At 71.8% G+C, this 11745-nt stretch carries 13 protein-coding genes; 8 read left to right on the top strand and 5 right to left on the bottom strand.

Going from position 1 to position 11745, the window contains the following annotated elements; translation table 11 throughout:
* Positions 1–61 precede the first annotated feature (61 nt).
* Positions 62–1069, top strand: a complete 1008-nt coding sequence (locus AB0N27_RS08825; protein WP_364365319.1) for a cation diffusion facilitator family transporter — start codon at positions 62–64, stop codon at positions 1067–1069.
* Between the two features lie 60 nt (positions 1070–1129).
* A complete protein-coding gene (locus tag AB0N27_RS08830; RefSeq protein WP_364365322.1) occupies positions 1130–2215 on the top strand; it encodes a DUF3866 family protein in 1086 nt (361 codons plus the stop codon).
* Positions 2216–2237: 22 nt separating this feature from the next.
* On the opposite strand, the gene AB0N27_RS08835 is transcribed toward AB0N27_RS08830, so the two are convergent.
* From AB0N27_RS08835 to rfbA, 4 genes are all read right to left on the bottom strand, one after another.
* Complete coding sequence (locus AB0N27_RS08835) at positions 2238–2432, bottom strand: hypothetical protein (RefSeq protein ID WP_364365325.1); 195 nt, start codon at positions 2430–2432, stop codon at positions 2238–2240.
* A gap of 57 nt (positions 2433–2489) precedes the next feature.
* Positions 2490–3848 (bottom strand): Pup--protein ligase, encoded by a 1359-nt coding sequence (pafA, locus tag AB0N27_RS08840; RefSeq protein ID WP_364365328.1) that lies wholly within the window; start codon positions 3846–3848, stop codon positions 2490–2492.
* A gap of 68 nt (positions 3849–3916) precedes the next feature.
* Positions 3917–4540, bottom strand: a complete 624-nt coding sequence (gene rfbC / locus AB0N27_RS08845) for a dTDP-4-dehydrorhamnose 3,5-epimerase (protein WP_364365331.1) — start codon at positions 4538–4540, stop codon at positions 3917–3919.
* Entirely contained in the window at positions 4537–5427 is an 891-nt protein-coding gene (rfbA, locus tag AB0N27_RS08850; protein ID WP_364365334.1) for a glucose-1-phosphate thymidylyltransferase RfbA, read from the bottom strand. The genes rfbC and rfbA overlap by 4 nt, the downstream gene beginning before the upstream one ends.
* Positions 5428–5514: 87 nt before the next feature.
* Between rfbA and rfbB the strand changes: the two genes are divergently transcribed.
* From rfbB to AB0N27_RS08880, 6 genes are read left to right on the top strand one after another with little or no spacing between them, the layout of a single operon-like run.
* On the top strand, positions 5515–6516 hold the full coding sequence (gene rfbB / locus AB0N27_RS08855) for a dTDP-glucose 4,6-dehydratase (RefSeq protein WP_364365336.1): 1002 nt from the start codon (positions 5515–5517) through the stop codon (positions 6514–6516).
* The gene (rfbD, locus tag AB0N27_RS08860; RefSeq protein ID WP_364365339.1) at positions 6513–7400 is read left to right on the top strand and encodes a dTDP-4-dehydrorhamnose reductase; all 888 of its coding nucleotides are present in this window, start codon (positions 6513–6515) and stop codon (positions 7398–7400) included. Before rfbB ends, rfbD begins: the two co-directional genes overlap by 4 nt.
* Entirely contained in the window at positions 7397–7768 is a 372-nt protein-coding gene (locus AB0N27_RS08865; protein ID WP_139584287.1) for a DUF2304 domain-containing protein, read from the top strand. Before rfbD ends, AB0N27_RS08865 begins: the two co-directional genes overlap by 4 nt.
* Positions 7761–8462, top strand: coding sequence for a glycosyltransferase family 2 protein (locus AB0N27_RS08870; protein ID WP_354828841.1), 702 nt, complete (start codon positions 7761–7763; stop codon positions 8460–8462). Before AB0N27_RS08865 ends, AB0N27_RS08870 begins: the two co-directional genes overlap by 8 nt.
* On the top strand, positions 8459–9772 hold the full coding sequence (locus AB0N27_RS08875) for a polysaccharide biosynthesis protein (RefSeq protein WP_364365343.1): 1314 nt from the start codon (positions 8459–8461) through the stop codon (positions 9770–9772). Before AB0N27_RS08870 ends, AB0N27_RS08875 begins: the two co-directional genes overlap by 4 nt.
* Positions 9769–10797, top strand: a complete 1029-nt coding sequence (locus tag AB0N27_RS08880; protein ID WP_364365346.1) for a glycosyltransferase family 2 protein — start codon at positions 9769–9771, stop codon at positions 10795–10797. Before AB0N27_RS08875 ends, AB0N27_RS08880 begins: the two co-directional genes overlap by 4 nt.
* A gap of 53 nt (positions 10798–10850) precedes the next feature.
* On the opposite strand, the gene prcA is transcribed toward AB0N27_RS08880, so the two are convergent.
* Positions 10851–11687 (bottom strand): proteasome subunit alpha, encoded by an 837-nt coding sequence (gene prcA / locus AB0N27_RS08885; RefSeq protein ID WP_364365349.1) that lies wholly within the window; start codon positions 11685–11687, stop codon positions 10851–10853.
* Positions 11688–11745 lie beyond the last annotated feature (58 nt).

The raw sequence follows: 11745 nt of genomic DNA on the forward strand, positions 1-11745 counted from the left end.
TCGGTGGTGTCCCGGACCACTAGCCGAGCGCCCCGCCGCCACCGGTCATAGGGTGATCCTCATGTCGCAGGCGGGGGCCAGACCGGAGAGCGAGAGCGTCGGCACCGTCGTCGTCGCGGGCGCCGCCAACCTCGCCATCGCGGTGGCCAAGCTGATCGCCGGGCTGATCTCCGGGTCGGCCGCGATGCTCTCCGAGGCCGCGCACTCGGTCGCCGACACCACCACCGAGGTGCTGCTGTTCCAGGCGCTGCGCCGCGGCGCCCGACCGGCCGACCAGCGGCACCCGTTCGGGTACGGCAAGGAGAGCTACGTCTGGGCGTTCTTCGCCGCCATGTTCACGTTCGTCGCCGGCGCCGGTTTCGCCGTCACCCACGGCGTCACGACGATCCTGGTGCACGAGCACAGCGGCGACTTCCTCATCTCGTACGTCGTGCTGGCGGTGTCGTTCGTCATCGAGTCGATCTCGCTGGCCCGCGCCGTACGCCAGGTCCGCCGCGAGTCCCGACGCTGGGAGACGACCCCGCGGCGGTTCCTGCGGCTGACCGCCGACACCACTGTCAAGGCGGTCTTCCTGGAGGACAGCGCGGCCCTGGTCGGCCTGCTGCTGGCCGGCCTCGGCGTCGGCCTGTCGCACGCCACCGGCGACGAGCTGTGGGACGGCGTCGCGTCGATCCTCATCGGTCTGCTGCTGCTGACCGTGGCCGGCATCCTCGCCAGCAACAACCTGTCGCTGCTTGTCGGCCGGGCGGTGCCGGACCGGCTGCGCCGGGAGATCGAGCGGGAGCTGGCCGGGCTGCCCGAGGTGGAACGCATCGACACGCTGCTGACCATGCAGCTCGGCCCGGACGACATCCTGGTCGCCGCCAAGGTCGACTTCCGGGACGAGGCCACCGGCGCGCAGATCGAGGCCGCCGCCGACGAGGCCGAACGGCGGCTCACCGACCGGTACCCGGAGATCCGCTTCGTCTTCCTCGATCCGACCCGTTCGCTGCCCGGCGCGACCGGGGGCGCCCGGGACACCCAGGCCCGGCCGAGCCCGGACGCCGGCGGAGATCCCGCGCCGAGCTGAACCGGCCGAGCGCCGCACCCGGGCGCGGCCCGCCCGGCACGCGCGGCTAGCGTGCCCGTCATGGTGCGATGGCGTACGGGGACTGTGGCGACGCTGCGACGGCAGTGGACCGGGGCGGTGGAGCTGGACGTCGACCTGCCCGACGGCACGCGGATGCGGGCGCTTGCGTACCCGGAACTGGTCGGCACCCCCGAGCCCGGCGACCGGGTGCTGCTCAACGCCGGCGCGCTGCTGATGGGGCTCGGCACCGGCGGGTACGCCCTGGTCGTGGCCCTGCCGGACCGGTTGCCGCCGGACCCGCCGGACGCCGGGGACACCCGCGACGCCGGGCACCTCGTCAAGGCCCGCTACACGCCGCTGCAACCGATCCTGCTCGGCGTCGACGAGGAGGCCTCCCCGCACCGCGCCGTCCTCGCCGACGCCGACGACCTGCACGGCATGCCTGTCGTTACCGCAGACCTGCACTCGGCACTGCCCGCGATCCTGGCCGGCATCCGCGCCGACGCCCCGCACGCCCGGGTGGCGTACCTGCTCACCGACGGTGGGGCGCTGCCGGCCTGGTTCTCCCGCACCCTCGCCGGGCTGCGCGCCGACCTGGCCGGCACGATCACCGTGGGGCAGGCGTTCGGCGGCGACCTGGAGGCCACCACACTGCACGGCGGCCTGCTCGCCGCCCGGCACGTGCTCGACGCCGACCTGGCAGTGGTCGCGCAGGGGCCCGGAAACCTGGGCACGGGCACCCGGTGGGGCTTCTCCGGGGTGGCCGTCGGCGAGGCGGTCAACGCGGTCGCCACGCTGGGCGGCCGACCGGTCGGTTCGCTGCGGATCTCCGCCGCCGACCCCCGCCCCCGGCACCGGGGCGTGTCACACCACAGCCTCACCGCGTACGGCCGGGTCGCGCTCGCCCCGGCGGAGCTGGTGGTCCCCGACGACCTGGAGCCGGCTCTCGCCGCCGAGGTGGACGCCGCGCTGGCGCCGCTGGCTGATCGGCACCGGATCGTCCGGGTGCCCACGGCGGGTCTCGACGCGGCGCTGCGGGCGAGCGTCGTGCCGCTGTCCACGATGGGCCGTGGCCTCGACGCCGACCACTCCTACTTCGTGGCCGCCGCCGCGGCCGGCCGGCACGCCGTCACCCGGATCCCCTGACCGGCCCGCCGGCCACCAGTGCTCAGGCCAGGAAGATCAGGGCCAGCCAGCCGCCGACGATCAGGACCAGCGCCAGGGCCAGCACCCACGTCGGCACCGTGTACTCGCCGCGGCGGTTCCGTTCGATCTCGGCGCGGATCTTCTCCCGCCGGCGTTCGAGGAAGCTCTGCCGCTCGGTGCCGCGCTGCGGGCGGTCGGATGGTCCAGAAGTCGTCATGGCGCGCCCAGACTACCGGGCCGGCCCCGACACCACCGCCAGGGCCGGCCCGACCCGTCACATGCTGGCGATCAGCCGCTCCACGCGCTCGTCGTACGCCCGGAACGGGTCCTTGCAGAGCACGGTGCGCTGCGCCTGGTCGTTGAGCTTCAGGTGCACCCAGTCGACTGTGAAGTCGCGCCGCTTCTCCTGGGCGTGCCTGATGAACTCGCCCCGCAGCCGCGCCCGCGTGGTCTGCGGCGGGGTCTCCTTGGCCTCGAAGATCTCCGGGTCGGTGGCCACCCGGTCCACCTCGCCGCGGCGCTCCAGCAGCCCGTAGAGGCCTCGGCCGCGGTGCACGTCGTGATACGCCAGGTCCATCTGCGCGACCCGGGGGTGTGACAGCGGCAGGTCGTGCTTGCGCTGGTACCGCTCGATCAGCCGCAGCTTGCTGACCCAGTCGATCTCCCGCGAGACGGGCTCCAGGTCACCGGTCTCCACCGCGTGCAGCACCCGGCCCCACAGCTCGACGACCCGCTTGGCGGCCTGGTCGCCGCCGCGGCGCTCGACGAACTCGGTGGCCTTGGCCAGGTACTCCTGCTGGATGTCCAGCGCGCTGACCTCCTTGCCGGAGGCCAACCGCACCTTGCGCCGGCCGGTGATGTCGTGCGACACCTCACGGATGGCCCGGATCGGGTTCTCCAGCGACAGGTCGCGCATGACGACCCCGGCCTCGATCATCCGCAGCACGATGTCGGCGGTGCCGACCTTGAGCAGCGTGGTGACCTCGTTCATGTTGGAGTCGCCGACGATCACGTGCAGGCGCCGGTAGCGCTCGGCGTCGGCGTGCGGCTCGTCGCGGGTGTTGATGATCGGGCGGCTGCGGGTGGTCGCCGAGGAGACGCCCTCCCAGATGTGCTCGGCCCGCTGCGACAGGCAGTAGACCGCGCCGCGCGGGGTCTGCAGGACCTTGCCGGCTCCGCAGATCAGCTGTCGGGTGACCAGGAACGGGATGAGCACGTCGGCGAGCCTGCCGAACTCGCCGTGCCGGGAGACCAGATAGTTTTCGTGGCAGCCGTACGAGTTGCCTGCCGAGTCGGTGTTGTTCTTGAACAGGTAGATCTCACCCGCGATGCCCTCGTCGTGCAGCCGCTTCTCCGCGTCGACGAGCAGACCCTCCAGGATCCGTTCGCCGGCCCGGTCGTGAGCGACCAGGTCGGTCACCGAGTCGCACTCCGGTGTGGCGTACTCCGGATGCGACCCGACGTCCAGGTAGAGCCGGGCCCCATTGCGCAGGAAGACGTTGCTCGACCGACCCCAGGAGACCACGCGACGGAACAGATACCGCGCGACCTCGTCCGGGGACAGCCGCCGCTGCCCGCGATAGGTGCAGGTGACGCCGTACTCGGTCTCGAGGCCGAAGATTCGCCGCTCCATGGTGTGACATTAGCCGCCCGGAGGCCCGGTTCGTCACTGTCAGACCACAGGTCGTGCCGCGGGGGCGGTCACATACCGGCTGAGTGCGACATTCCGTCCGGGCCGATGCTCGCCACGAACCGCCGGCAGTTGTCGTACTCGGGCAGCAGACCCCGCTCGCGGGCCTGGGCGAGGGTCGGTGCCGCCTCGTCGCGCGCGGACAGCAGCGGGACCTCGGCGGGCCACTCGATGCCCAGCTCCTCGTCCAGCGGGTGCACGGCGTGCTCACCCGTCGGGTTGTACGTGGCCGAGCAGAGGTAGCTCAGCGTCGCGTCGTCGGTCAGGGCGCAGAAGCCGTGCCCCAGACCCTCGCTGAGGTAGACCGCCCGGCGGTCGGTGTCGTCGAGTCGGACGCCCTCCCAGCGGCCGAACGTCGGCGAGCCCACCCGCAGGTCAACGATCACGTCGAGCACGGCACCACGCACGCAGGTGACGTACTTCGCCTGCCCGGGAGGGACGTCGGCGAAGTGGACGCCCCGCACCACGCCGCGCGCGGAGACCGACATGTTGGCCTGGGCGAGGCGCAGGGGATGCCCCACCGCCTCGGCGAGCTTGTCGAACCGGTACCACTCCATGAACATGCCGCGCGGGTCGCCGTGCTGCTGGGGGCTGATCTCCCAGGCGCCCTCGATGCTCAACTGCCGGATCTTCACCAGGAGGCCCCGGGGTTGTCGTCGCGCCCGGCCAGCAGACCGAGCAGGTAGTCGCCGTAGCCGCTCTTGGTCAGCGGGGCGGCCAGCGCGCGCAGCTGATCGTCGTCGATCAGGCCGGCCCGCCAGGCCACCTCCTCGACACAGCCGATCTTGAGACCCTGCCGCTCCTCGACCACCCGGACGAACTCGGCGGCCTGCATCATCGAGGTGAACGTGCCGGTGTCCAGCCAGGCGGTGCCCCGGTCCAGCACTGTCACCGACAGCTCCCCGGTCTCCCGGTACGCCTCGTTGACCGCCGTGATCTCCAACTCGCCACGCGCGCTCGGGGTGAGCTTGCCGGCGATGTCGACCACCCGGTTGTCGTAGAAGTACAGCCCCGGCACCGCGTAACGGGACTTCGGCCGGGCCGGCTTCTCCTCGATCGAGAGCACCCGACCGTCGGCGTCGAAGTCGACCACGCCGTACTCCTGCGGGTTGGCGACCTGGTAGGCGAAGACCCGGCCGCCGACGGGGTCACCGTGGTCGGCGAGCTGCCGACCCAGACCCACGCCGTGGAAGATGTTGTCGCCGAGGATCAGCGCCACCGACTCGTCGCCGATGAAGTCCGCGCCGAGGATGAACGCCTGCGCGATGCCCTCCGGGCGCTCCTGGCTGACGTACTCCAGCCGCAGCCCGAACTGACTGCCGTCGCCGAGCAGCCGCCGGAACTGGTCCTGGTCCTCCGGGGTCGTGATCACCAGGATCTCCGAAACCCCGGACATCACCAGGGTGGAGAGCGGATAGTAGATCATCGGCTTGTCGAAGACCGGCATCAGCTGCTTCGACACCGCCCGGGTGATCGGCCACAGCCGGGATCCGGTGCCGCCGGCAAGTAGGATTCCACGCACCGGCGAAGCCTACCGGCATGTATACGGAACGTGCGCGGGGGTCGCGTCCCACGACCCGCGCCGAACGTCGCGTACACTTTCGGACCCGTGAGGATCCTCGTCACCGGCGGAGCCGGATTCATCGGGTCGGAGTACGTTCGACTGCTGCTGGGCAAGCCCCTGGGCAGCGCTGACGGCGTGCCACCGCTCGAACCGGCGGTCGTGACCGTGCTCGACAAGTTGACCTACTCGGGCAACCGGGCCAACCTCGATCCCGTCCGCGACGACAGCCGTCTGCGGTTCGTGCAGGGTGACATCTGCGACCCGGTGGTGGTCGACGAGGTCGTCGCCGACCACGACGTGATCGTGCACTTCGCCGCCGAGTCCCACGTCGACCGCTCGATCGCCGGCGCCGCGCCGTTCGTCACCACAAACGTGCTGGGCACCCAGACCCTGCTCGACGCCGCGCTCCGGCACGGCACCGGCCGGTTCGTGCACGTCTCCACCGACGAGGTCTACGGCTCCATCGACGAGGGCTCCTGGACCGAGACCTGGCCGTTGGCCCCGAACTCGCCGTACTCGGCGTCCAAGGCCGGCTCCGACCTGCTGGCCCTGGCCTACCACCGCACCCACGGCATGGACGTGGTCGTCACCCGCTGCTCCAACAACTACGGTCCGTACCAGTTCCCGGAGAAGGTCATCCCGCTGTTCGTGACCAACCTGCTCGACGGCGGGACGGTTCCGCTCTACGGCGACGGCGGCAACATCCGCGACTGGCTGCACGTGCACGACCACTGCCGGGGCATCGCCCTGGTCCAGCAGAAGGGCCGCGCCGGCGAGGTCTACAACATCGGCGGCGGCACCGAGCTGACGAACAAGGAGCTCACCGGCCGGCTGCTGGAGGCCTGCGGCGCCGACTGGGACCGCGTCGTGCCCGTCGCCGACCGCAAGGGCCACGACCGCAGGTACTCCCTCGACATCACCAAGATCAGCGAGGAGCTGGGCTACCGGCCCAGCATCACCCTCGAGGACGGCCTCGCCGACACCGTGCGCTGGTACCAGGAGAACCGTGCCTGGTGGGAGCCGCTGAAGTCGGCGCCCACCGCATGACCCGTCTCCTCGTCACCGGCGCCGGAGGGATGCTCGGCCGGGACCTGGTCACCGTCCTGGAGACCCGGCCCGACCTGAAGGTCACCGCCGCCGCCCGTGCCGACCTGGACGTCACCGACCCCGCAGCGGTCCGCGCCGCGGTCGCCGGCCACGACGTGGTGATCAACGCCGCCGCGTGGACCAACGTCGACCGCGCCGAAGCCGACGAGGCGACGGCCACCGCCGTCAACGGCCACGGCGTGGCGAACCTCGCGGCGGCGTGCGCCACCGGCGGCACCAGGCTGATCCAGGTCTCCACCGACTACGTCCTCGCCGGCGACGCGGACTCCCCCTACCCGGAGGACGCACCCACCGCGCCGGTCAACGCGTACGGGCGCGGCAAGCTGGTCGGCGAGCAGGCCGTCGCCCGCCTACTGCCGGACACCGGGTACGTGGTCCGCACCGCCTGGCTGTACGGCGCGCACGGGCCGAACTTCGTGGCCACCATGCTGCGGCTCGCCGAGCAGCGCGAGCACCTCGACGTGGTCGACGACCAGCACGGGCAGCCCACCTGGTCGTACCGCCTGGCCGAGCGGCTGGTCGCGCTCGCCGACGCCGCCCTGGACGGTCGGGCGGCGCCCGGCGTCTACCACGGCACCTGTGCCGGCCAGACCACGTGGTACGGGCTCGCCCGCGCCGCGTTCACGCTGGCCGGTCTCGACCCGGACCGGATCCGACCCACCACCAGCGACCGGTATCCTCGTCCCGCCCCCCGTCCGGCGTACAGTGTGCTAGGGCACAGCCGTTGGGCGGTCGCGGGTCTGCCGCCTCTTCCGGATTGGCACTCCACCCTGGTTGACGCGTTCCACTCCCCCGCTCCACCCGCCCCGTGGAAGGTCGCATGAAGCTCACCCTCGTCACCGGCCTGACCGGCCTGCTACTGCTCGGCACCATCGTCGAGCTGCTGCGCCGCCGTCAGCTGCGGGAGAAGTACGGCATGCTCTGGCTCGCCGTACTGATCATCGTGATTCCGCTGTCCCTGTTCCCCCGGCTGCTCGACAACGTCGCCGAACTCCTCGGCGTCGCGTCCGGTGTCAGCCTGGTGCTCTTCCTCGGCATCGTCTTCCTGCTGCTGGTGTGCGTACACCTCAGCTGGGAGGTAAGCGCCCTGGAAGAAGAGACCCGCACCCTGGCCGAAGACTTCGCCCTGCTCCGCGCGCAGATCGACGCGGACCGGGCGGCCCGAGACGAACTGGTGTCCACCGATGGTTAACGGCAAGCGCACCTTGATCATCATTCCGGCCCTCAACGAGTCGGGCTCGATCGCCGACGTCGTCGGCGAGGTTCGTGGCGAGCTGCCCGGCGTCGACGTGCTCGTCGTCGACGACGGCTCCACCGACCGCACCGCCGCGGTCGCCGCCGCCGCAGGTGCCCGGGTCGCGAAACTGCCGTACAACCTCGGTGTCGGCGGGGCCATGCGCCTCGGCTACCGGTACGCCCGGGACAACGACTACGACGTCGCCATCCAGATCGACGCCGACGGCCAGCACGACCCCCGGTACGTGCCGAAGCTCGTCGACCTGCTGGACGACAACGACCTGGTCATCGGCGCGCGCTTCGCCGGCGAGGGTGACTACAACGTCCGCGGCCCCCGCCGCTGGGCCATGGTCATGCTCTCCGGCGTGCTGTCCCGGGTGGCCCGCACGAAGCTCACCGACACCACGTCCGGCTTCCGGGCCGCCAACCGGCGGGTCATCGAGATGTTCGCCGGGTGGTACCCGGCCGAGTACCTCGGCGACACGGTGGAGACCCTCGTGCACACCGCCCGGCGTGGCTACCGCATCCGGCAGGTGCCGGTGGCCATGCGCAAGCGGATGGCCGGCACGCCCAGCCACTCCCCCGCCAAGGCGATGATCTACCTCGGTCGCGCGTTCGCGGTGCTCACGCTGGCGCTCATCCGCCGGTGATTCGACGGCTACTGAGCCTGGTCCCGCCCGGCACCGTCGCTGTCGGTGCCGGGCTGGCCCTTCTCGGGCTCGCCTCCTACGTACATCTGGCAGTGGCCGGGCACAGCCTCACCGAGGCGGACTACAACTCGCTCTCGGTGCTCTGGACGATCGTGTTCACGCTGGGCATCGGCATGTTCATGCCCGTCGAGCAGGAGGTCGCCCGGATCATCGCCGCCCGGCGCAGCCAGGGGCTGCCGGCCGGTCCGGTCCTGGCGCGGGGTGGTCTGCTCGCGGCGGCCATCCTGCTCGGGCTGGTCACGCTGATCCTCGTCGCCCGCCAGCCGATCGCCGATCGGCTGTTCGGCGGCGACGGCACGATGGTCACCGTGCTCATCGGAGCGCTTGCCGCGCTGGCGGTCGCGCACACCACCCGTGGCGTACTCGCCGGGCTTCAGCTCTTCCCCTGGTACGGCACGCAACTCGCCCTCGACGGCGGGCTGCGCATCGCCCTGGTCGTCCTGCTCGGCCTCGCCGGCGTCACCTCGCCCGTGTGGTTCGGCGCCGTCCTGGTCATCGCGCCCCTGCTCGGGGTGGCGCTGACCACCCCGCCGGTCCTGCGGGCGGCCGGTGGCGGCACCGCCGTGGCCTGGACGACGCTGGTGCGTGGTCTGGGTCTGCTCGTGGTCTCCAGTCTCCTCGCGCAGGTCGTTGTCAACATCGGCGTGATCAACGTGAAGTTGCTCGACCCGAGTGACACCGCCACCGCCGGGGCCCTGCTGTCCGCGCTCGTCCTGGTCCGGATCCCGCTGTTCGTCTTCGCCTCGCTCCAGGCGTCGCTGCTGCCCGGCCTGGCCACCGCAGCCACCACAGGTGACCACGCCGCCTTCCGGAGTCTGCTCCGGCGGGCCCTGGGCGTCGTCACCGCGCTCGGCGTCGCCGGGGCGGTCCTCGCCGTCCTGCTCGGTCCCTGGCTGGTCCGCACCCTGTTCGACGCCCCGGACGTCCTCGGCCACGGCGACTTCGCGTGGCTCGCCGTCGCGACGCTCGCCTACCTGTGGGCGATGGTGTTCGGCCAGGTGCTGCTGGCGCTCAACAGGCACCGGGCGCAGGCCGTCGCCTGGTGCGTCGGCGTCGCGGTCCTCGTCGCCGTCACGCTCATCCCGCTCCCGGTCGCCCTGCGCGTCGAGATCGGGTACGCCAGTGGCTCGGTGATGGTGGCGGCCCTGATGGCCTTCCTGCTGCGCAACGCCGTCCGTCCCGGCCCCACCACCCCCCTCGCCCCCTCGCGCGACACCGTCGCTGTCGGCCCCACCGGAGGCACCCGATGATCCGACCACGGGTGAGCGCGGTCATGCTCGCCTACGGCCCGGAGCCGTACCTCGTCGACGCCGCTCGGGCGGTGCTGGCCAGCACCGACGTCGAGGTCGACCTCATCGTTGTCGACAACGGCTGCACGGGGGACGGCATCGACATCGTCAAGGGCCTGCCCGGGGTACGGGTGGTGCGGCCGGAGGAGAACACCGGCTACTCCGGCGGCTGCCGGGTGGGCGCGGCCGAGGCGACCGGGGACTGGCTCGTGTTCGTCAACTCCGACGCCGTGGTGGCGCCCGACGCCGTGGCGAAGACGACGGCCGTGGCCGCCGAGCCGGGCGTCGGCGCGGCGATGGCGTCGATCCGGCTGGCCGACCAGCCCGAGTTGATCAACACAAGTGGCAACCCGCTGCACTTCACCGGCCTCTCCTGGGCCGGCGGGAACGGCGAGCCGGCGAGCGCCCACGCCCAGCGCAAGGTCGTTCCCTCGCTCAGCGGGTGCTGCTTCGTGATCAGCCGTCAGCTCTGGCGGGACCTCGACGGCTTCGCCGCCGAGTACTTCGCGTACCACGAGGACACCGAACTCAGCCTGCGCCTCTGGCAGCGGGGCCTGCGCCTCGAGTACGTGCCGGACGCCGTCGTGCTGCACCACTACGAGTTCTCACGCAACGCCCTGAAGCTGTACCTCGTCGAGCGGAACCGGCTCGTCACGCTGCTCACCGCGTACGAGGCACGGACCCTCGTCGTGCTGTCACCCGCGCTGCTGCTCACCGAGGTCGCCATGCTCACCGCCGCGATCGTCGGCGGATGGTCCCGGCAGAAGGCGCGGGGTTGGGGCTGGCTGTGGCGCAACCGCGGCTGGGTACGCGCCCGCCGGCGGCAGCTGCAGACCGAACGTCGGGTGCCGGACGGGGTCATCGCGGAGCTGATGACCGGCCGTGTCACGCCCTCAGGTGTGCCCACCACCGCCGGGCTGGGCGTCTTCAACGCGGTCGCCGGCGGCTACTGGGCGCTGACCAGGCCGCTGCTGCGCAGGCGGTGAAGCACGCGGTGCCGGGCTCGACGACGAGCCCGGCACCGCGTGACAGCCGATTCCTAGCGTTCGCCGCCCTCGGCCGGCCGGTCCTCCAGGTCCGCCGAACCCGCCGACGTGGTCGGCTTGTGCGCCTCAGTGGTCGGCACGGTGGGCTCCGCGCCGCCGCCCGCCCCGGCGGCCTGCCCGCCGGCCTCGACCTCGCCGTCCAGCAGCGCCGTCAGCGCGGCGCCGGTGATACGACGGAAGGTACGCCCCACCCGCTGGCGGTCCAGGACGGCCACCTCGAGCTGGTTGGCGGCGATCGTCCGGGCGGCGCCACCCTCCCCGCCGACGCTGCTCAGGGCCTGCACCGCCACCTTGGCCGCCTCGGCCAGGGACATGTCCGCGCGGTGCTGTGACTTCAGCACACCGGTGATCGCCTCGGCCTGGCCGCCCATCGCCATGCGGCCCGGCTCGTCGTTGACCGAGCCGTCGTAGGTCAGCCGGTACAGCTCGTCGGCGTCCGCGGTCGGGCCGACCTCCGCCACGCAGATCTCCACCTCGAAGGGCTTCGACTGCTCGGTGAAGATCGCGCCGAGCGTCTGCGCGAACGCGTTGGCCAGGGCGCGGCCGGTGACGTCACGCCTGTCGTAACTGAGGCCGTTCAGGTCGGCCATCCGTACGCCGGCGCGGCGCAGGTTCTCGAACTCGTTGTACCTGCCGACCGCGGCGAACCCGATCCGGTCGTAGATCTCGCTGACCTTGTGCAGGGCGCTGGAGAGGTTCTCCGCGACGAAGAGGACCCCGCCGGCGTAGCTGAGGACCACCGCGCTGCGACCCCGGGCGATGCCCTTGCGGGCCAACTCGGAACGGTCCCGCATGATCTGTTCGGGAGAGGCGTAGAACTGCATTGCCACGGCGGCGATTCTCCTTACGGCGCTGTGCTGACGACTGCTGACTGGTGGGGCGCGGGTC

The organism is Micromonospora sp. NPDC093244, from assembly GCF_040683695.1.
Taxonomy (GTDB): Bacteria; Actinomycetota; Actinomycetes; order Mycobacteriales; family Micromonosporaceae; genus Micromonospora.

Excerpts from the sequence above, each read along its gene's own strand:
- AB0N27_RS08825 (WP_364365319.1), top strand. The coding sequence starts at position 62 with ATGTCGCAGGCGGGGGCCAGACCGGAGAGCGAGAGCGTCGGCACCGTC.
- AB0N27_RS08830 (WP_364365322.1), top strand. The coding sequence starts at position 1,130 with ATGGTGCGATGGCGTACGGGGACTGTGGCGACGCTGCGACGGCAGTGG.
- AB0N27_RS08835 (WP_364365325.1), bottom strand. The coding sequence starts at position 2,432 with ATGACGACTTCTGGACCATCCGACCGCCCGCAGCGCGGCACCGAGCGG.
- pafA (WP_364365328.1), bottom strand. The coding sequence starts at position 3,848 with ATGGAGCGGCGAATCTTCGGCCTCGAGACCGAGTACGGCGTCACCTGC.
- rfbD (WP_364365339.1), top strand. The coding sequence starts at position 6,513 with ATGACCCGTCTCCTCGTCACCGGCGCCGGAGGGATGCTCGGCCGGGAC.
- AB0N27_RS08865 (WP_139584287.1), top strand. The coding sequence starts at position 7,397 with ATGAAGCTCACCCTCGTCACCGGCCTGACCGGCCTGCTACTGCTCGGC.
- AB0N27_RS08870 (WP_354828841.1), top strand. The coding sequence starts at position 7,761 with ATGGTTAACGGCAAGCGCACCTTGATCATCATTCCGGCCCTCAACGAG.
- AB0N27_RS08880 (WP_364365346.1), top strand. The coding sequence starts at position 9,769 with ATGATCCGACCACGGGTGAGCGCGGTCATGCTCGCCTACGGCCCGGAG.